Raw genomic sequence first — 22,198 nt, forward strand, 5'->3', positions numbered from 1 at the left:
TGTTGCGGAAATTTCCTGTTACTTCAAGCACACAGAATGTAGCCGCCGTCGCAAAGCCGTTAATTGATTGGCGATCCAGCCACCAGGAGGGGGATTCAACGGCGCGCGAAAAAGATGGTAATCTGGTTGCCAGAAAAGATAACACCAGCCGGAATCATTCATGACCATTAAAAAAGTGCCGCACCTTGCCCACTGGGGCGCCTTCACCGCCGTGGTAGAAAACGGCAGGCTGCTGCGCTGCGAGCCTTTCTTTGCCGACCGCGATCCTTCACCCATGCTGAATACCATCCCGGAACTGGTTTATTCCGACAAGCGCATTCGCCAGCCGATGGTGCGCCGTTCCTGGCTTAAATCGCGTGAAAAAAGCGATCGCACGCTGCGCGGAAGAGAAGACTTTGTCGCCGTCGACTGGGAAACCGCGCTGGATCTGGTGGCGGAAGAGAACCGCCGCGTGCGCGATCGTTACGGCGCTTCCGGCATTTTTAATGGCTCTTATGGCTGGTCATCGGCAGGACGCGTCAACCATGCGCGAACGCTCGTCCGCCGTTTTTACTTCACCGGCGGCGGCGGCGTGGATCAGTTAGGTAACTACAGCTGGGGAGCGGCGCAGTTTTTTCTGCCTTATATCATCGGCACCTATATGCCGCTGACCGGACGCGTCACCGACTGGCCCGACGTGGTTAAACACTGCGAGATCTTCCTGGCCTTTGGCGGCCTGGCGCTAAAAAATGGTCAGGTAGCTTCCGGCGGCGCTGGCGAGCACAGCCTGAAACCCGCGCTGCTGGAGCTGGCAGCGAAGGGCACGCCGATCATCAATATCAGCCCGATGCGCGATGACTGTCCGGAGTTCGTTAACGCCGAGTGGATTCCGATTCGGCCCAACACCGACGTGGCGCTGATGCTGGCGCTGGGCTTCGAGACAGAGCGACTGGACGCAGCCGATCGGGATTTCCTTGCTTCACACTGCGTCGGCTATCCGCAGCTGCGCAGCTATCTGCTGGGTGAAAGCGACGGTATAGCGAAGACGCCGCGCTGGGCCAGCGATATCACCGGCATCCCGGCCCAGCGTATTGAGCAGCTGGCTAAACAGCTGATCGGCAAGCGGAGTTTTATCACCAGCTCCTATTCTGTTCAGCGCGCGCACCGTGGCGAGCAGCCTTACTGGATGATGATTGCACTTTCGTCCATGCTGGGGCAGCCGGGCCTGCCGGGCGCCGGTTTCTCTTTTGGACACGGTTCGATGAACAGCGTTGGCAATCCGCGTATTGAAGGGCCAGCGCCGCTAATGTCGACCGGGGTAAATCCGATTGCCGATCGCGCTATCCCGGTCGCGCGCATCAGCGATATGCTGTTGAATCCCGGCCAGCCTTACGCTTTCCAGGGCGAAACGCATACCTATCCCGATATCCATCTTATCCACTGGGCTGGCGGCAATCCTTTTCATCATCACCAGCAGCTTAATCGCCTGGTCGAAGGCTGGCAGAAACCCGATACCGTTGTCGTACAGGACATCGTCTGGACGCCAGCCGCGCAGATGGCCGATATTGTGCTGCCGGTCACCACCACGCTGGAACGCAACGACATTGGCGGCTCTTCCCGTGACCGCTTTGTGCTGGCTATGCATCAGGCCATCAGGCCGCAGCATCAGGCCCGTAACGACTTTGATATTTTTGCCGATCTTGCCGATCGGCTGGGCTACCGCGAGGCCTTCACTGAAAATCGCAACGAGATGCAGTGGATCGAACATCTTTATCAGCAGTGTGCGGTTGCGCATCAGCGTAAGGGCATTGACTGGCCAGAGTTCCAGACCTTCTGGGAACAAGGTTACGCAGAGGTACCGGAAGGCGGAAAACCGTTTATTTTTATGGAGGATTTTCGCCAGGATCCGCTGAAGAATCCGATCCAGACCGCCAGCGGCAAAATTGAACTGTTTAGCGAAACCATCGGCGGTTTCGGGCTGGAAGATTTTGCGCCGCATCCCGAGTGGCAGCCGCCGCAAGAGTGGCTGGGCGCGGAACTAAGCCAGCGCTTTCCGCTGCATATGATCTCTATTCAGCCTGGCGACAGGTTGCATAGCCAGATGGACGCTACGCCCTCCGTGCAGGCCAGCAAAACCGCCGGACGTGAAACCTTGTGGATGCATCCGGACGATGCCAGCCCGCGAGGCATTGCCGATGGCGATGTTATTGAGGTCAGCAACGAGCGTGGCCGCATGCTGGCGGGCGTTCGGCTTACGGACGGCGTTAGCCGCCGCGTGGTCCTGATTGCCACCGGAGCGTGGTTCGATCCGGGCTTCGGTAAGGCCTGGCAACCGTTCGATCGCGCGGGCAATCCTAACGTGCTGACGCTGGATATCGGCACCTCATCGCTGACGCAAGGACCAAACGCCATGAGCTGCCTGGTGGAAATCCATAAGGCCGCCGTTGATGACGCGAAAGCATAATATTGGTAACGCATGCTGAATGATATGCCGCGGGTAAAACCCAAAAACGGCGTGGGAAATCCGTTCTGAGCTCGCCGCAACAGCGCGGCACACGTCCTGTTTAAGCAGCGCTTGCTGTGGGTAAAACTTGCCGAGGCCTCTTAGCGGCGAGCTTAAAATGTGCAAAAGTGCATAAGAATCACATGGCTGGTTACATTTTGCGGGTAACTGTTGCGAATGCAGGCTGGCGGGTCGGCTGGTGTGGTTGCTACAGTTTACGTCCCAGAGGTATTGATGGGTGAACATCAAAAGCTTTTACTTTGTTTCACCGACCTGCGCAGATGCGCAGGTTTTTTTTACCTGAAGCGTGCCGCAGGCGGCACAACTCCACCTGTTTATACGCTAAACCCGGGCGCAACAATCACGATCTGAAACACAGTTTTCCTGTCATCATCCCCGCATTTTTTGTATAACTCCCGGTCAGTTATTCGCTATCCGTTAACAGAAGAGCTATGCCCCGCTTAAAGAAATTACTGGCTAAAGACCAGGCAAAAACGCCTTTTCATCCCTTTCGCTTTCGTCTGATTTGCCTTGGCGTGTTTGCCTCTATGCTTCTGCTGCTGGTATGGGTAGGGGATCTCCAGCTGATTAACCATCCTATGCTGGAAAAGCAGGCGGATGAGCGCTCGCTGCGTACGGTGACTATTCCAACCAATCGCGGCACGCTGCTGGACAGAAACGGCGAAGCGCTGGCGCTAAGCGTGCCGTCGCGCGATATCATTGCCGATCCGCAGCGCGTGCTGGAAGCAAATCCCGATTTTACCAGCGCGAAATGGGAATATCTGGCTAACGCACTCGATCAGCGTCCCGAAGAAATTGCCCGGCAAATCAAGGCTAACCCCAACCGGCGCTTCTTGTACCTGGGGCATAAGATTGAGCTGGGTATTGCGAAAGACATCGCCAAACTGCATCTGACCGGGATCTCAACCGTTTATGATGACAGCCGTTTTTATCCGATGAGCGAAGCAACCGCGCCGCTAATCGGCATCGTTGGCGCTGACAATACCGGCCTGAACGGGCTGGAAAAAGGCTACGATAAGGTACTGCAAGGTACGCCGGGCGAGGAGAAGTATCGCCAGGATGCCCACGGCAACATCATTGCAATGATCAACTATGAGCCGCCAAAACAGCCGCCGACGGTGCAGCTCAGCATCGATAAGTTCGATCAGTACACTATGTACACCAAACTGCGCGACGGCGTGTTGGTGAATAAAGCGGACTCGGGCGCGGCGGTACTGGTGAAAATCGACACCGGCGAAATTTTGGGGATGGCTTCTTATCCTTCTTATAATCCCAATAATTTTGTTGATGTGTCACCAAACCAGATGCGTAACGCGGCAATTAACGACAGCTATGAGCCTGGTTCCACGGTAAAACCGCTGGTGGTTATGGAAGGCCTTGCGCGCAAGCTGGTGCGTCCGGACTCCGTGCTGGACACCACACCCTACCGCGTAAACGGCCACCTGATCCGCGATGTTGGCCACTGGCCTCGCCTGACTATGACCGGCATTTTGCAAAAATCGAGCGATATTGGCGTATCGCATATTGCGCTGGCGATGCCTGCCGAAGTCCTGGTCAATACCTATCACTCTTTTGGGCTGGGTAGACCAACCGGGCTGGGGTTGACTGGCGAAAGCGTGGGTTACTTTCCGCTGCATCGTGAACGCTGGGCGGATATCGAAAGGGCTACCTTCTCCTTTGGCTATGGCCTGCGCGTTACGCCGTTACAGATTGCACGTGAATATGCCACGTTAGGCTCTTTTGGCGTATATCGTCCGCTTTCAATCACTAAGGTTACGCCACCGGTTATCGGCACGCGCGTAGCCAATGAGGACATTGTGCGTTCGGTCGTGCATATGATGGAGAGCGATGCGTTGCCGGGCGGCAGTGGCGTGCGCGCAGCCGTGCCGGGCTATCGTCTGGCAATCAAGACCGGTACGGCAGAAAAGATGGGCGCGAGCGGTAAATACGATGGCGGTTATATCAACTATACCGCTGGCGTAGCGCCAGCCAGCAATCCGCAGGTGGCGCTGGTGGTGATGATTAACCATCCTACCGCTGGCGATCACTTTGGTGGCTCGGTTGCGGCACCGGTGTTCGGCAATATTATCGGGCCGGTACTGAAGCATCTGAACGTGGCACCGGACGCGCTTTACTCTACCCACAACGGCTCATAGCTCTTTTCGGGGATGGTTAGCCACCCAACCGCTTAGCGGTGGCAAGGGCTGGCCGGACAAGCAGATAGTTTACGCGCAGGGAAGCGCGAAACGAGCCGGGATGGCCGTATTAAAGACGTTTCCCGTTGCGGTCACCTCTTAACGCCTTATGCCCGATCCCATAGCGACTTCCAAAGTAACCTGCCTCTTAATGCCTTATTTCCGGGCCCGTGGCAGCTTTCCAGGCAATCTGATCCCTAACGCCTTATGCCCAATCCGGCAGCGACTTCCAAAGTAACCTGCCTCTTAACGCCTTATTTCCGGGCCCGTGGCAGCTTCCAAAGCAACCTGATCCTTAACGCATTATGTCGCCCCCTGGCTTTTTTCAAAATAATCCAGCCATTGCCGCATCAGGCCGCTCCCTGGCAACCTCCACAATCCGCCTGTTTTTGCTCGCCTTTGTGTCACAGTTCAACTTTAACGACTAAATATCCTCGCAAACCGGCAGTTGTTCCAACGATTGAGAATGCTCCGATCTATTAAATTAAATTTATCTACTATTCCATGTATTGATCTCTAAACTTTATGTATTCCGGCATGGATAGCTCTGTCTCCGCGACGTGATTTAAGAGGATTTCCGTGCAAATTACCCGAACAGCATCTGTACTCCCGATTCCTTCCCCACTGTCATTACTGGCCGTTTTGATCGGCTCGCTTTTGCTCAGCGGCTGTGGTGGTGGTGGTGGCGGCGGCGGTAGCAGCAACAATGAAACCGTAAATACTACGCCAACACCTACAACGCCAACGCCAACGACGCCGACACCAACACCAACGACGCCGACGCCGACGCCGACAACGACGACGACAACCACTACTCCAACGCCGGTATCGACGACCCCGGTGACAACCTACGGCCCGGTGAAAGTAGGGATAGTGGATTCGGGGCTGGCGGCTGGCCGTTCAGACATCAACTACGCCAACGTCCATTTTACCTCTTATCTGTCCGGGGCCAGCCAAACCCTGAACGATAACAACGGCACGGCAGGGCACGGAACGGTAGTCGCATTGACCATTGCCGGTCTTGCCAGCGGCGCCTTTTCCGGCGGCGTGGCACCAGACAGCGATCTGTGGATAGCTCAGGCGTCCAGTAACAATCTTTTTTATTACAGCGACACTCAGCGAGCAATCAGCGGGCTGCTAAATAACGGCGTGAAAATTATCAACATGTCTTATGCTTCCGGCGAGCGTTTGACAACGACTGCTGAACTGGAAAGCGCGCGGGTCAGCGGCCGTTACGATCTGCTGCGTGACAGCCTGAGCAGCATTGTCAGCGCCAACGCGTTGGGCGTGGTGGTGACGGGTAATAACGGCACCTCAACGCCATCGCCTAATGCTCAGATCCCGCTGATTTATAACGACGCCAGCCTGGAGAAAGGGCTGATCGCCGTCACCGGTTACCTGCCGGGCTATACCGTGGCGCAGGGCAGTCGCCCACCTGAGCTATATGTGTTTGACGCCTGTGGCGATGCAGCGGCCTGGTGTCTTGCCGCGCCAGGCTACGCCGATTATTTGCAGGATGACGGCACGCTTGCGCGTAAATATGGTACCTCTTTTGCGGCGCCTCGCGTTGCTGGCGCTGCCTCGAGAGTTTCGGCACAGTTTCCCTGGATGACGGGCTATAACCTTCAACAAACCTTGTTAACCACGGCGGACTATCATACCGATGCCGTCCAGGGCGTCAGTCAGGATACTGCCAATGGCCGTCCTTATAACGATACCTTTGGCTGGGGCAATGTCGATGTCGATAAGGCCCTGAAAGGGCCGGGCATGTTTTATAACGCGGACTTTACCGCCGCGCTGACCTACGGCAGCTACGTTTTTTCTAACGACATTAGCGGCAATGGCGGGTTAATTGTGACGGGAGCCAGCGACGCGGGTGGCATACTGACGCTGACCGGCAATAACACCTATACGGGCGCAACCCAGGTCGAAAGTAACACATTGTATATAGATGGCAGCGTCGCCAGCGACGTACGGGTAACCGGCAGCGGTCTGCTGGCTGGCTCGGGCAACATCAGCGGCAACCTGAGCAATCAGGGGACGGTTGTCACTACGTCTGGTGGGGCGCTACATGTTGCGGGTAGCTATCAACAGAGCGCCGACGGCACCTTGCGCATCACGCTTTCCGAACCGCTGACGGTGGCGGGGCCGGCAACGCTGAACGGCGCATTGCAGGTTACCTTGCCTTCCGACACCTATGTTGTGCAAACCAACGAATCGTTGTTGCAAAGCGGGCAGGGGATTAGCGGCCAGTTTTCCAGCGTCGATACCGGGGTATTCCTGCAGGGGACGGTTGCCTATGGCAGTAACAGCGTCGACGGGCATTTTCAGCGCGTCAATACCGTGCAGGCGGCGGAAGCGGCTGGGCTTACCGGTACGGCGACACTGAAAAGCGCCGCAAACGTAGAACAGGCGATGCAGGTTGCCGATAGCCTTTCCACGCAGTCTGGCTTATCTGCTCAGCAAACCTCGCTGTTACAGGCCGCCGCCGCATTTGAGCAGATCGGCAGCAGTGCAGAGGCTGCGGCAGCGCTGGACTCGCTTTCCGGGCAGGCGCACGCCAGCGGCAACGCCATCCTTTTCAACAGCCTGGACTACCAGAACCAGCTGCTGAACAACCGTCTCGATCCTGAGCAACGCAAAAATAACGGGGTATGGGCGGAAACCGGTACGCTGCACGGCGATCTGCAACAGGATGGCTATCTGGGCAGCCACTATCGTACCAATACGACGGCAATCGGTATCGACAGCGATTTTGACGTTACGGGCCTGCGGCTGGGCGCGGCGGTGACCGACAGCGAGATCAAAGCCAGCTATGACGGCAGCGGCGGCAACAGCAGTAACAGCCTGCAGGGCGTCATGTTTTACGGGCAGTATGCCGTGACGCCGGAATGGATTTGGCAAGGAAACCTGAGCTATCAGCACGGCAATACCGAACTCGATCGGGCTGTGTTAATTGATGGCGTGCAGGCGACCTCATCAGATACGAGCAATGACAGCTGGCAAGCGTTGGTAAAAACGGGCTACCGCTGGTCGCTGGACGATTATCTGACGCTGCAACCTTATGTCGGAATGAAGCTAAGTCAGCTCTATACCGGCGACTTTAAAGATAAAGGCAGCGCGCTGGGTCTGCAGGGCGACAGCGCGCGTTACAGCCGCACCGTTGGGCTGACCGGGCTTAACCTGAGCGCACCGCTGTTTGACGTGGACGAATGGTGGTCGCTGCTGTCGGTTTACGGCGAATATCAGCATGCCTTTAGCAATCCGTCGCTGGACGTCAACGCCAGGTGGACAGGGGCTGGTTCAGAAGGTGAAAGCTTCCAGATCCCCGGCATGCGGCTTGATCAGGATTCTCAATGGTATGGCGTAAGGGTTGACGTGGCGAAAGCCAAAGATGCGCGGCTGTTCCTGCGAGCGGATAAGCATATTGCGGATAAAGGCGACGAGTCGGTATTCCGTGGCGGCGTCGATATCGCGTTTTAACCTTCCTCCACCTTTGCCTGACGGTTCGTGCCGTTGGGCAAAGGTTCCTCTGATTGCAGCAAAAGATCACACAACTCTTAACTGTTTTTTTGCATCAGGACTACAACTACTTTGCGCCATTCGGAGTAGGGTGGTGCCATCACGATTTAACACCGCATTCCGTTAGGTCGTGCAGCCCCTTGCCGTGTTGGTAGCGCTGTGAGGGGCGATTTTTTCTCACCGGACGGGAAGCCTATGGCCAAGATCAAAGACAGAACGCCGAAACGAGGGGGACGCTCGGCTGCTTTCCAACTGCGCATTCATCCTGAACTTCATAAGCAGCTAAAAACGCTGACCGATAACGAAAACGTTACGCTTTCCTGTTGGCTAAAAGAGCTGGCGCGGCGTGAACTACGTCGACGCGGCATTGAGCCGGAAGGGTAGATCGTCAGGGGAGAAGCCAGCTCGTCGGGTAACATCAGTTCAATAAGAAATACAATCAGGCACGATGGGTAGCACAAAATGCTTATTCGTAGCTTTTGAACATCTAATTTATCAGAAACTTAACACTGTCAGCCGACGTCCCCTTCTATAATCAACCTCTTTTATGAGAATAGTCACTCTCATTACTATTTTATTCTACTCCATTGAGAACAGACCATGCGCTTAAAGATCCTTTCAGCGAGCCTGATTTTTCTGCTGGCCGCCTGTGACCAGCAGACTTCTACTGAGGCCAGTAACCAGCCTGTATCCATCGGCGTAGCCACACTGCATAGTGAACCGGTAACCCTGTTCACGCAGCTGCCAGGGCGTACTACTGCCGTGCGTACGGCCGAGGTGCGTCCGCAGGTTAGCGGCATCATCATGAAACGCCTGTTTACGGAAGGCGGTGAAGTGAAAGCAGGCGATCCGCTGTACCAGATCGATCCCGCCAGCTATCAGGCGGCCTACGATAAAGCCGAAGCGACGCTGCTGAACGCCAATAAGCTGGCGCAACGCTATAAGCCGCTGGCTGCCGCGCATGCCATTAGCGGGCAATCGTATGATGATGCCGTCGCTGCCGCCAGAGAAGCAACGGCAGATCTGGAAACCGCACGCGTCAATCTCAATTACACCAAAGTTCGTGCGCCAATCTCCGGCCATATCGGGCGCTCGCTTTCCACGGAAGGCGCGCTGGTCACCAACGGCCAGACCAGCTATCTCACCACCATCCAGCAGCTCGATCCTATCTATGTCGACGTCAGCGAATCGTCGCAGGATCTGCTGCGTCAGCGTCGCGCGCTGGCGGAAGGCAAGCTGAAAGCCGTGGGCGACAATGCCGCAGCGGTAAAGCTAACGCTGGAAGACGGCTCAACCTATCAGCAGGAAGGCAAGCTGGAGTTCTCTGAGGTGACGGTGGATCAGGGTACCGGCAGCGTCACCATGCGTGCTTCTTTCCCGAATCCGAAACGCATTCTGCTGCCGGGCATGTTTGTTCACGCCAGCTTCCCGGAAGGCGTTGCCGACCAGGGCATTCTGGCCCCGCAAGAAGCGATCATGCATGACACTAAAGGTAAGCCCTATGTCTTTATCGTGAAAGCGGACAACACCGTAGCGCAGCAAAGCATTACTACAGGCGAAATGATCGGCAACAAGTGGCTGGTAACGTCCGGTTTGCAGGCCAACGATCGCGTAGTGGTAGAAGGTCTGCAGGATGTGCGTTCGGGTAGCAAGGTACAGCCAAAGGAAGCACAGGCAAAAACCGCGCCGCAGGCCAACCTGACGACCACCGATCCTTCAGCGCAGTAGAGGAAAACTGATGTCTAAATTCTTTATTGAGCGTCCGATTTTCGCCTGGGTAGTGGCGATCATCGTGATGCTGGTAGGCGGTCTGTCGATCCTCAAATTGCCGATCAACCAGTACCCCAATATTGCGCCGCCAGCCATCTCTGTTCAGGTGACCTACCCGGGTGCCAGCGCCGAAACCACGCAGAACACCGTGGTACAGGTTATTGAACAGCAGCTGAACGGCATCGATAATCTGCGCTATATCGAATCGCAAAGTAACAGCGACGGTAGCGCCACCATTATCGTTACCTTCAACCAGGGCACCGATCCGGATACCGCCCAGGTTCAGGTACAGAACAAGGTCTCGCTGGCGGAGTCGCAGCTGCCGACGGAAGTAACCGAGCAGGGCATCAACGTTCGTAAATATCAGGCCAACTTTATGCTGGTGGTCAGCCTGATTTCGACTAACGGCAAGATGAGTAACGGTGACCTGGCCGATCTGCTGGTATCCAAACTGGAAGATCAGGTTGCGCGTACCAAAGGGGTGGGTGACTTCCTGGTGATGGGGTCCGAATACGGCATGCGTATCTGGCTCGATCCGGCCAAGCTCTACAAATATCAGCTGATCCCCAGCGACGTTTCTACCGCCATTACCCAGCAGAACGTGCAGATCTCCAGCGGTAAGCTGGCCGGCCTGCCAACGGTGCAGGGCGCGAAATTCAGCGCCACAATCGTGGGCAAAACGCGTCTGCAATCCGTTGCTCAGTTTGAAAATATTCTGCTGAAAGTCAACACGGACGGCTCGCAGGTTCGTCTGAAAGACGTGGCGAAAGTCGATCTTGGCCCGCAGGATTACAGTATTTCTGCGACCTACAACGGCAAACCTTCCGCCGGGATGGCGCTGCGTCTCGCCAGTGGCGCAAACGTGCTGGATGCGATTAACGCGGTGCGTACTACGGTAGATAACTTGAAATCTTCGCTGCCGGACGGCGTGGAAGTGAAGTTCCCTTACGACACTTCGCCTGTGGTCAGCGCGTCGATTGAAGAAGTTGTCAAAACGCTGTTTGAAGCGATTGGACTGGTGTTCCTGGTGATGCTGGTGTTCCTGCAAAACCTGCGCGCAACGCTGATCACTACCATGGTGGTGCCGGTCGTGCTGCTGGGCACTTTCGGCATTTTGTCCGCCTGTGGCTACACCATCAACACGCTAACGATGTTCGGTATGGTGCTGGCAATAGGACTACTGGTGGATGATGCCATTGTGGTGGTGGAAAACGTCGAGCGTGTAATGCACGACGAAGGGCTGGATCCCAAAGCCGCCACGATCAAATCGATGGAGCAGATTCAGGGCGCACTGTTTGGTATTGCGCTGGTGCTCTCCGCCGTCCTGCTGCCGATGGCGTTCTTTAGCGGGTCTACCGGCGTAATCTATCGCCAGTTCTCTATTACCATTGTTTCCGCGATGGCGCTTTCGGTGCTGATGGCGCTGATCTTCACGCCAGCACTCTGCGCCACGCTGCTTAAGCCAGGTTCGGCAGATCATAAAACCACCGGTATGGCAGGCTGGTTTAACCGCAAGTTTGACGCGGGCACGCTGCACTACACTAACAGCGTTGGCGCGGTGATCTCTAAACGTAATCTGTTTTTGGTTATCTATCTGCTGGTGGTGGTCGCGACCGGGTATCTGTTTACGCGGGTGCCAACCTCGTTCCTGCCGGATGAAGATCAGGGCGTGATGATGATGCAGACCACGCTGCCCGCCAACGCCTCGGCGGAACGCACCCAGCAGGTTCTGGACGAAATTCAGGCGTGGCTGCTGAAAAACGAGCCGGAAGTCAGCTCGGTGTTCTCGCCAAACGGCTTTAGCTTCTCCGGACGCGGCGAAAACACGGCGATGTCGTTTGTGCTGCTGAAACCCTGGGCTCAACGTAACAGCGATCAAACCGTGCAAAAGCTGGCAGCTCGCACGATGGCGCACTTTGCCACGCTAAAAGACGCGAAGGTGTTTGCGCTGGTGCCGCCTGCCGTGATGGAGCTGGGTAACGCCACCGGTTTTGACTTTTATTTGCAGGATACCAATAACCAGGGCCACGCGGCGCTGATGGCGGCGCGTAACCAGTTCCTTGGCATGGCCGCGCAGGACAAACGCCTGACCGCAACGCGACCAAACGGCATGGATGACGAGCCGCAGTATCATTTGATTATTGATGATGAACGCGCCCGCGCGCTGGGCCTGAGCCTGGAGGATATCAACGATACGCTTTCCACCGCCTGGGGTTCCAGCTATGTGAACCAGTTTATCTACAACGGTCGAGTGAAAAAGGTCTATCTGCAGGGCAACGCGGGTTCGCGCGTGACGCCATCTGACCTGAACAAATGGTACTTCCGCAACAGCAGCGGCAACATGGTGCCGTTTTCTGCCTTTGGCAGCGGCGAATGGCAGTATGGCTCGCCGCGCTATGAGCGTTTTAACGGCGTCTCGGCGGTCGAAATCATGGGTTCTCCGGCCAGCGGCTACAGCTCTGGCGACGCGGTAAAAGCGGTTAATGACATTGCGGCCAAACTGCCGAAAGGGTTCAAAGTGCAGTGGCACGGCCTGTCATACGAAGAGCAAACCTCCGGCTCGCAGACCACGGCGCTTTACGCCATCTCTCTTCTGGTGGTGTTCCTCTGCCTGGCCGCGCTGTATGAAAGCTGGTCGATTCCGTTCTCGGTGATCATGGTGGTGCCGCTGGGTATCCTCGGGACTATCCTGGCAGTGCTGATGCGCGGACTGGAAAACGACGTCTTCTTCCAGGTCGGGCTATTGACCACCGTCGGCCTGGCAGCGAAAAACGCCATCCTGATTGTCGAGTTCGCCAAAGACCTGCATGAAAAAGAGGGTAAAGGGCTGGTCGAAGCGGCAATGGAAGCGGCCAAACTGCGTATCCGTCCCATTATTATGACGTCAATGGCCTTCGTTCTGGGCGTGTTGCCGCTGACCATTTCCAGCGGCGCGGGCGCGGGCAGCCAGCACTCAATCGGTACAGCCGTAGTGGGCGGCATGATCACCGCCACTTTCCTGGCGATCTTCTTTGTGCCGATGTTTTATGTCGTGGTCGCACAGCGTTTCTCTGGCAAGAAAAAAACCAAAACTGAGGTAAAAGAATAATGCACTCCCGGACTTTTTCACTGGCAACGCTGCCGCTGGCAGTGGTGCTGGTACTGAGCGGCTGTACGATGGAACCGAAATATCAACGTCCTGCGCTGCCGGTAGCGGCGCACTACGACCAGCAGGGAAAGGCAACGGCTAACGGCGCGGATATCAGCTGGCAAAATTTCTTCACCGATCCGGTGATGCACAAGCTGATTGCCATGTCGCTGGCGAATAACCGTGACCTGCGCGTTGCGGCGCTAAACGTCGAAGTGGCGGGTTCGCAGGTGCAGATTGACAGGGCAGCGCTGCTGCCTTCCATCAGCGCCAGCGCTTCGCAAACCGCTGCGCATCTGCCCGGTAACCTTTATAACACCGCGTCAACCGGCCCGGTCACCTACCATGAGTTCAACACCAGCCTGGGCGTTAGCGCCTGGGAGCTGGACTTCTTTGGCCGTCTGCGCAGCCTGCGCGACGCCGCACTGGAAAGTTATCTGGCGACGGCGGCCACGCAGCGCGCCACGCAGATCAGCCTGATTTCACAGGTGGCGTCGGCTTATCTTTCACTCTGTGCCGATAACGAGCTGCTGAAGCTGGCGCAGGACACGGTGAAAAGCCAGCAGGATTCTTACAACCTGACCAAACGCAGCGTGGAAGGCGGCGTCAGCAGCGAGCAGGATCTGGTACAGGCGGAAACCTCCGTGCGTACCGCGCAGGCTGATGTAGCGACCTATACGCGCCAGGTACGCCAGGACGTTAATGCGCTGGCGCTGCTGGTTGGCACGGATCTCCCGCCGGATATGCTGCAAAATGCGCATCTGAATAAGAACTGGGATTTCCCGGCGACACCGGCAGGCCTGCCTTCCGATCTGTTAACGCGTCGTCCGGATATTATCTCGGCCGAACATACGCTGAAGGCGGCCAACGCCAATATCGGCGCGGCTCGTGCGGCGTTCTTCCCAAGCATCAGCCTGACGGCTTCCGGCGGCTCCACCTCCAGCAGCCTGGGGCATCTGCTGGAAGGCGGCACGGCGGCCTGGTCGTTCGGGCCGAGCATCAATCTGCCTATTTTTGACGGTGGCGTAAACTCGGCTAATCTTGATATCGCCCATTTGCAGAAACGCATTGAAATTGCTGACTATGAGAAAGCGATCCAGACCGCGTTTAAAGAGGTGGGCGACGCGCTGGCAGGGCAGGACACCTACAAAGATGAACTGACCGCGCGCGAACAGGATGAGCAGGCCAACCAGCGCAACTACGATTTTGCCCATATCCGCTATCAGCAAGGCGTGGACAACTATCTGAACGTACTGGTGGCGCAGCGCTCGCTTTATGCGGCGCAGCAATCGCTGATAACCACGCGTTTAGGGCAGCTGAATCAGCAGATTACGCTGTATAAGGCGCTGGGCGGCGGCTGGAAATCATAACGGGTTTCAGCTGGCTTTACGTGATTACGTAATCCTTACGTAACAAGGATGGAATTTAATCAGCGCTCTCACCCATAATATTGCCGGGTCACAGACTGACCTGGCTTTTTTCAGGCGGTAGCGTCATGCTGCCGTTTCTTTGTTTTACTTGATCTTACAGAGCCTCATGACCCCAACGACTGCGAAAACCTCATCCTCACGCCGTAAAAAAATTATTTTACTGATCCTGGTCATCCTGCTTGCGCTGCTGGCGTGGCGCTTCTGGCCGAGTTCTGGCGCGCGCAATGCTGGCGGCCCTCCAGGCGCGGGCGGCCCACATGGCGGCCCCGGCATGATGATGTCCGGCCCCGTTGCGGTGCATGCGGGCAACGTGACCACGGCCGATGTGCCGGTCTATCTGACCGCGCTGGGTACGGTCATTCCCAACGCGACCGTTACCGTCACCAGCCGCGTTGATGGCCAGCTGATGAAGGTTTACTTCACCGAAGGGCAGAAGGTGAAAGCGGGCCAGCTGCTGGCGCAAATCGATCCACGTAGCTATGAGGCCACGCTGGCGCAGTACCAGGGCGAACTCAACCAGAATCAGGCGCTGCTGCAAAGTGCGGAACTGACGCTGGCACGCTACCGCAAGCTTTATGCGCAGGACTCGCTTGCCCGTCAGGATCTTGATACGCAGACCGCCACCGTTGGGCAGTACCGCGGTGCCGTTAAGGCCGACCAGGCGCAAATCGCCGCGGCGAAGCTGAATATTGAGTTTGCACGCATTACCGCGCCGGTTTCCGGCCGCGTTGGCCTGCGTCTGGTGGACGAAGGCAATATGGTGCAAACCAGCGACTCTACCGGCATTGTCACCATTACCCAAATGCAGCCCGCTGCCGTGACCTTCAGCGTGCCGCAAAGCAATATTCCCGTGTTGATTAAGGCCTTGCACAACGATCAAGCGCTGCCTGCTACCGCCTTCGATCAGGAAGGCAAGACCGCGCTGGCTACCGGCAGCGTGAAGTTTATCAGTAACCAGATCGACACCAGCACCGGCACGGTAGAACTGAAAGCCCTGTTCGATAACAACGACGAAGCGCTCTTTCCTAACCAGTTCGTCAATATGCGGCTGCAAACCGGCACGCTGAAACAGGCGACGGTGATCCCTGCGCAGGCGCTTCAGTTAAGCAGCGACGGCAGTTTTGTTTACGTCATTAACAGCGACAAAACGGTAACGCGCCGCGCGGTGAAAACCGGGCCAGCGCTGGGCGACACGCAGCAGGCTATTTTGTCCGGCGTGAAGGCAGGCGAGCAGGTGGTGACCGTCGGCATTGACCGTCTCAGCAACGGCAGTAAAGTCTCTGTGGTTACCGCAGACGAAACCAAAGCTGCCAGCGGCAAAGCGAAAGCGCAATGAATCCGTCCCGTATCTTTATAGAGCGGCCGGTCGCCACCATTTTGCTGATGGTCGGCGTATTGATTTCCGGCATTTTCGCTTACAAATTCCTCTCTACCTCGGCGCTGCCGCAGGTGGATTATCCGACTATCCAGGTCACCACGCTCTATCCCGGTGCCAGCCCGGACGTGATCGCTTCTGGCGTTACCGCGCCGCTGGAGCGACAGCTTGGCCAGATGGCCGGTCTCAGCCAGATGGCTTCCAGCAGCTCGGGCGGCTCCTCGGTTATTACGCTGAAGTTCTCGCTGGATCTGTCGCTGGACGTGGCCGAACAGGAAGTGCAGGCGGCCATCAACGCCGCCGACAGCCTGCTGCCGTCCGATCTGCCTAATCCGCCAACCTATAAAAAGGTTAACCCGGCAGATACGGCGGTGATTACGCTGGCGGCCAGTTCCGATACGCTACCGCTGATCAAGGTGCAGGATCTGGTCAATACGCGTATTGCGCTGAAGCTGTCGCAGATTTCCGGCGTCGGTATGGTGACGCTGGCGGGCGGTCATCAGCCAGCTATTCGCGTGCAGATGGATCCGAAAGCGCTGGCGGCGCACGGCCTGACGCTGGAAGACGTTAACACGCTTATCAGCAACAGCAACGTTAACGGCTCAAAGGGCGGCTTTGACGGCAAATATCACTCCATCACTATCGACGCCAACGATCAGCTGCGCACGGCCAAAGAGTACGGCAACCTGATCCTGACTTACCAGAACGGCGCGGCGTTGCGGCTGCACGATATTGCACACATTGAAGAGGCGTCGGAAAACACTTATCAGTCCGCGTGGGCCAATAACAGCCCGGCGATTATTATCAGCGTGCAGCGCCAGCCGGGCGCTAACGTTATTTCCGTGGTCGACAATATCAAGGCACAGCTGCCGACCCTGCAGGCCGCGCTGCCGGATGGCGTAAAAGTGCAGATCTTGTCCGACCGCACCCAGACCATTCGCTCCTCTATCAGCGACGTGCAGTTTGAACTGATGCTGTCGATTGCGCTGGTGGTGATGGTAACGTTCCTGTTCCTGCGCAACGTGGCGGCGACGCTGATCCCCAGCGTGGCGGTGCCGCTGTCGCTGGTGGGGACCTTTGGCGTGATGTATCTGGCGGGCTTCAGCCTTAACAACCTGTCGCTGATGGCGCTGACTATCGCCACCGGGTTTGTTATCGACGACGCCATCGTGGTAGTGGAAAACATTTCAAGACGACTGGAGCAGGGTGAAACGCCGATGGAAGCGGCGCTGAAAGGCTCGGCGCAAATCGGCTTTACTATTATCTCGCTGACCTTCTCGCTGATTGCGGTTTTGATCCCGCTGCTGTTTATGGGCGACGTGGTCGGCAGGTTGTTCCGCGAGTTCGCCATCACGCTGGCGGTATCGATTCTGGTTTCCATGCTGGTCTCGCTCACGCTTACCCCCATGCTTTGCGCTTATCTGCTGCGCCACATTCCGGAAGAGAAGCAGAGCCGTTTTTATCGCAAGGGCGGTCAATTCTTTGACAAGCTGGTGGCCGGTTACGATCGCCTGCTGACCATTGTGCTGAACCATCAGCGGCTGACGCTGCTGGTCGCGCTGGCAACGCTGGTCTTTACCGCGCTGCTGTATGCGATCATTCCCAAAGGCTTTTTCCCGTCGCAGGATACCGGCCTGATTCAGGGCGTGACCGTAGCATCACAGGACGTCTCCTTTAACGAGATGGCAAAGCGGCAGCAGCAGCTGGCGGAGATCGTACTGAAAAACCCGGCGGTAGAAAGCCTCTCTTCCACTATCGGTATTGACGGCACTAATACCAGCCTCAACAGCGGACGACTGCAAATTAACCTGAAGTCGTTCGACGAGCGCGACGAGCGCGCCGACAAGATCATCAGCGAGCTACAGCAGGCGACCAAAAACGTGCCGGGTATTCAGCTGTATCTACAGGCCTCGCAGGATTTAACGGTTAACGATCAGGTGACGCCAAACCAGTATCAGTTCTCGCTGGACGATGCGGACAGCGAAAACCTGGTCAGCTGGTCACCGAAGCTGGTCAGCGCGCTGGAGAAACGGCCTGAATTCCGTTCCGTGGTGAGCAATCTTCAGGATCAAGGGCAGGTTGCTTACGTCGAGCTGAATCGCGACGCCGCGGCTCGCTATGGCATTACCGCTTCTGACGTGGATACCGCGCTGTACAATGCGTTTGGTCAGCGGCTGGTTTCCACTATTTTTACCCAGTCAAACCAGTATCGCGTGGTGCTGGAAGTGGCGCCGCAGTACCAGCAGTCGCCCGCGTCGTTTAACGATATCTGGCTGGCGGCCTCGTCGTCGTCGTCAACGTCAACGTCGGACAGCAGCGGCTCGTCATCTACTTCAACAACCGGCTCCTCCTCCAGCAGCAGCTCGTCCGGCAGCAGCAGCTCGACCAGCAGCAGTTCGACCAGCACCACCAGCATGGTCAGGCTGACCTCAATTGCTACTATCCATCAGCGCATTGGTTCACTGGTACATATGCGGCTGAACCAGTTCCCGGCGGTGACGCTCTCGTTCAATCTCAATGACGGCTACTCGCTGGAGGATGCGCAAAAGGCGATTGCCGAAACGCAGCAAAGCCTGCATATGCCGTCCAGTATTACGCTGCGCTACCAGGGCGAAACCGAGGCGTTTTTAAATGCCAACAGCAACACGCTATGGCTGATTCTGGCAGCGCTAATGACCATGTATGTGGTGTTGGGTATTCTGTACGAAAGCTTTATTCACCCTGTCACCATTCTTTCCACGCTGCCTTCGGCGGCGGTAGGCGCGCTGTTGACGCTGCTGCTGGCGAATACCGAATTCAGCCTGATTGCGCTGATAGGGGTGATCTTGCTGATCGGTATCGTGAAAAAGAATGCGATTATGATGATCGACTTTGCGCTGGACGCAGAGAAAAAACAGCAGCTTAGCCCGCGTGACGCCATTCACCAGGCCTGCCTGCTACGTTTCAGGCCGATTTTGATGACCACGATGGCGGCGCTGTTGGGCGCTCTGCCGCTGATGCTGGCATCGGGTTCCGGTGCCGAACTGCGCCAGCCGCTGGGGATAGTGATTGTGGGCGGTTTGATCTTCAGCCAGGTACTGACGCTGTTTTCTACGCCGGTTATCTATCTGTGGTTCGATCGCCTGGCCGAGCGCCTGCGTCGTAGACTGCGCAGGACGGAAAGATGAACATCACGCGCTTCTTTATTTTCCGGCCGGTAACCACGCTGCTGTTAATGCTGGCGCTGCTGCTGCTGGGCGCGTTGGGCTATCGCCTGCTGCCTGTGGCGCCGCTGCCGCAGGTCGATTTCCCGACCATTATGGTTTCCGCCAGCCTGCCGGGCGCCAGCCCGGAAACGATGGCGGCCACGGTGGCCACGCCGCTGGAGCGCGCGCTGGGGCAGATTGCCGGTATCACCGAGATGACCTCCAGCAGCTCGCAGGGATCGACCAACGTCATTTTGCAGTTTGAGCTGAGCCGCGATATCAACGGCGCGGCGCGTGACGTGCAGGCGGCGATCAACGCTTCGCGCAGTCTGTTGCCGAGCAGCATGCCTTCGCTGCCTACCTACCGCAAAGCTAACCCGTCAGATGCGCCCATTGTCATGCTGGCGCTAACCTCGACCACGCGTTCCAAAGGTGAGCTGTACGATCTGGCCGACAGCGAAATCGACCAGAAAATTGCCCAGGTTAAGGGCGTGGGCGACGTTTCGCTGATGGGCAGCGCCTTGCCCGCCGTGCGCATTGATTTGCAGCCGCAGATGCTGACCCATTTCGGCGTGTCGCTGGATACGGTCAGCACGGCGATTGCCAACAGCACCACCAATTTGCCGAAAGGAATGCTGCAGGGCGAAAAACAGTCTTGGGTGATCGACAGCAACGGCCAGCTTGAACAGGCAAAGCAGTACCGTAATCTGATCGTCAGCTACCAGAATGGCCGCGCCATCCATCTTAGCGATGTCGCCACCGTTTACGATTCGGTAGAAGATCAGTACAACGTCGGCTACTACAATGGTTCGCCGTCGGTAATGATCGGCGTCACGCGGCAGGCCGGTGCCAACATGCTGGAAACCATTGATGCGATCAAAGCCCAGCTTCCGGCGCTAGAAAAAAACCTGCCGGCTGACGTGGCGTTGAAAATCGTCGTTGACCGTTCACCCAACGTTCGCGATTCGCTTTATGACACGGAAGAAACGCTGCTGATTGCCATGATGCTGGTTATCGGCGTGGTGTTTGTCTTTTTACGCAACTTACAGGCGGTGGCGATCCCCGCGCTGGCGCTGCCGGTTTCGCTTATCGGCACCTGTGCGGTGATGTATCTGCTGGGCTACAGCCTGGATAACCTGTCGCTGATGGCGCTGATTATCGCCACCGGATTTGTGGTGGACGACGCAATAGTCGTGCTGGAAAACATTACCCGCTATATCGAAGAGGGGCTAAGTCCGGTACGCGCGGCGCTCAAGGGGGCTAACGAAGTTAGCTTTACCGTGCTGTCGATGACGCTGTCGCTGGTAGCGGTGTTTATCCCCATCCTGTTGATGGGCAGCATTGTTGGCCGTCTGTTCCGCGAGTTTGCGGTTACGCTGACCGTTTCGCTGGTGATCTCCATGCTGGTATCGCTGAGCCTGACGCCGATGCTCTGTTCACGCCTGCTGAAGCGCAAGCCGAAGGTTACCGTACGGCCACATCCTGTTTATCAGTGGATTGAAAACGGCCTCAACCGGCTGCTGGCCGCCTATGCCAGCGCGCTGAACTGGGTAATGCGCCACCAGCGGCTGACGCTGTTTAGCCTGATACTCACCGTTATCCTTAACCTGTTCCTTTATTCCGTGGTGCAAAAAGGCTTCTTCCCCAATCAGGATACTGGCCTGCTGATGGGGATGCTGCGCGCCGATCAGAACGTCTCTTTTCAGGCGATGAAGCCAAAAGTGGAAGCGTTCGCCAAAATGATTCAGCAGGACCCGGCAGTAGATGGCGTAATGTCATCAATGGGCAGCGGCGCGTTCGGCTCGCGCAATACCGCCAACTTCTTCGTCCATCTTAAGGACTTCAAAAAGCGCGACGCGACCGCGGCAGAAGTGGCTAACCGACTGAGCGGCAAAACGCGCAACGTGCCTGGCGTAGAGCTGTTTTTGATGGCCGCGCAGGATTTGCATATCGGCGGCCGTAGCGCCAACGCCAGCTATCAGTACAGCCTGCAGGCGGACGATCTGGATACATTGCGTATCTGGACGCCTAAGGTTAAGGCGGCGCTGGAAGCCATTCCGCAGCTGAACAGCGTGGACTCCGATTCCCAGACCGGCGGCCAGGAAGTGATGATCAATATCGATCGCGACCGCGCCAAAAGGCTGGGCGTCGACGTCAATATGATCGATACGATGCTGAACAACTCCTTTGCGCAGCGTCAGGTCGCCACGCTTTATAAGACGTTGAATCAATATCATATAGTGATGTCGCTACAGGACGCCTATACGCGCGATCCGGACATGCTGAACAAGCTTTACGTCGTTAACGATTCCGGCGATCAGATCCCGCTTTCCGCTTTTGCCAGCTTCAGCGGAGCCAACGCGCCGCTGTCGGTAGCGCATCAGGGGCAGTCGGCGACCAGCACCATTGCCTTTAACCTGGCGGACGGCGTCTCGCTGGAGCAGGCGTCGGCGCTGATTAAAACCGCGATGGCAAAAATCGGGCTGCCGAGCGATATTCAGGCCGGATTCCAGGGAACGGCGAAGGCTTTTGCCGATCTGTCGGCCTCGATGCCGTGGCTGATTCTGGCCGCGCTGGCCGCCGTTTATATCGTGCTGGGCATGCTGTACGAAAGCTATATCCATCCGCTGACCATTCTTTCCACGCTGCCGTCCGCGGGCGTCGGGGCGCTGCTCTTACTGCTGCTGACCAACACGCAGCTGACGGTTATTGCGCTAATCGGTATTTTGCTGTTGATCGGTATCGTGAAAAAGAACGCCATTATGATGATCGACTTTGCGCTGGCCGCCGAGCGTAACCAGGGCATGACGCCGCAGCAGGCGATTACCCAGGCCTGTCTGATGCGCTTTCGACCCATTATGATGACCACGCTGGCCGCCTTTTTTGGTGCGTTGCCGCTGGCGCTGGGCAGCGGCGGCGATGCCGATCTGCGCAGCCCGCTGGGCCTGGCGATTGCCGGTGGCCTGGCGCTGAGCCAGCTGTTAACGCTGTTTACCACGCCGGTGGTTTACCTCTATCTCGATCGCGCCAGTCGCGCTACCAAACGCCAGTGGGCACGCCTCAGAGCTTAAATGATGAAAATAATGACTTT

The 22,198-nt window shown here is 56.9% G+C and carries 10 protein-coding genes; all 10 read left to right on the forward strand.

The genetic code is table 11. The features are described from left to right. Positions 1 to 160: 160 nt before the first annotated feature. Positions 161 to 2,443 (forward strand): molybdopterin guanine dinucleotide-containing S/N-oxide reductase, encoded by a 2,283-nt coding sequence (locus KUE00_RS11820; protein ID WP_246760084.1) that lies wholly within the window; start codon positions 161 to 163, stop codon positions 2,441 to 2,443. A 491-nt stretch (positions 2,444 to 2,934) separates the two neighbouring features. Beyond that, positions 2,935 to 4,659: a penicillin-binding transpeptidase domain-containing protein gene (locus KUE00_RS11825; protein ID WP_246760085.1), complete on the forward strand. Its 1,725-nt coding sequence runs from the start codon at positions 2,935 to 2,937 to the stop codon at positions 4,657 to 4,659. Between the two features lie 618 nt (positions 4,660 to 5,277). Then, entirely contained in the window at positions 5,278 to 8,181 is a 2,904-nt protein-coding gene (locus KUE00_RS11830) for an autotransporter domain-containing protein (RefSeq protein WP_246760086.1), read from the forward strand. Positions 8,182 to 8,415: 234 nt separating this feature from the next. Further along, positions 8,416 to 8,604, forward strand: coding sequence for a toxin-antitoxin system HicB family antitoxin (locus KUE00_RS11835; RefSeq protein ID WP_246760087.1), 189 nt, complete (start codon positions 8,416 to 8,418; stop codon positions 8,602 to 8,604). A 216-nt stretch (positions 8,605 to 8,820) separates the two neighbouring features. Further along, entirely contained in the window at positions 8,821 to 9,948 is a 1,128-nt protein-coding gene (locus KUE00_RS11840; RefSeq protein ID WP_246760088.1) for an efflux RND transporter periplasmic adaptor subunit, read from the forward strand. A 10-nt stretch (positions 9,949 to 9,958) separates the two neighbouring features. Further along, the gene (locus KUE00_RS11845; protein ID WP_246760089.1) at positions 9,959 to 13,078 is read left to right on the forward strand and encodes an efflux RND transporter permease subunit; all 3,120 of its coding nucleotides are present in this window, start codon (positions 9,959 to 9,961) and stop codon (positions 13,076 to 13,078) included. Continuing rightward, positions 13,078 to 14,487: an efflux transporter outer membrane subunit gene (locus tag KUE00_RS11850; RefSeq protein ID WP_246760090.1), complete on the forward strand. Its 1,410-nt coding sequence runs from the start codon at positions 13,078 to 13,080 to the stop codon at positions 14,485 to 14,487. Before KUE00_RS11845 ends, KUE00_RS11850 begins: the two co-directional genes overlap by 1 nt. A gap of 166 nt (positions 14,488 to 14,653) precedes the next feature. Continuing rightward, positions 14,654 to 15,883 carry an MdtA/MuxA family multidrug efflux RND transporter periplasmic adaptor subunit gene (locus tag KUE00_RS11855; protein WP_246760091.1) on the forward strand — a complete coding sequence of 410 codons (1,230 nt, stop codon included), beginning with the start codon at positions 14,654 to 14,656 and terminating at the stop codon, positions 15,881 to 15,883. Then, on the forward strand, positions 15,880 to 19,089 hold the full coding sequence (locus KUE00_RS11860; protein WP_246760092.1) for an efflux RND transporter permease subunit: 3,210 nt from the start codon (positions 15,880 to 15,882) through the stop codon (positions 19,087 to 19,089). Before KUE00_RS11855 ends, KUE00_RS11860 begins: the two co-directional genes overlap by 4 nt. Further along, a complete protein-coding gene (locus KUE00_RS11865) occupies positions 19,086 to 22,178 on the forward strand; it encodes a multidrug efflux RND transporter permease subunit (RefSeq protein WP_246760093.1) in 3,093 nt (1,030 codons plus the stop codon). The genes KUE00_RS11860 and KUE00_RS11865 overlap by 4 nt, the downstream gene beginning before the upstream one ends. Positions 22,179 to 22,198 lie beyond the last annotated feature (20 nt).

The sequence above is a fragment of the Erwinia phyllosphaerae genome, assembly GCF_019132875.1.
Taxonomy (GTDB): Bacteria; Pseudomonadota; Gammaproteobacteria; order Enterobacterales; family Enterobacteriaceae; genus Erwinia; species Erwinia phyllosphaerae.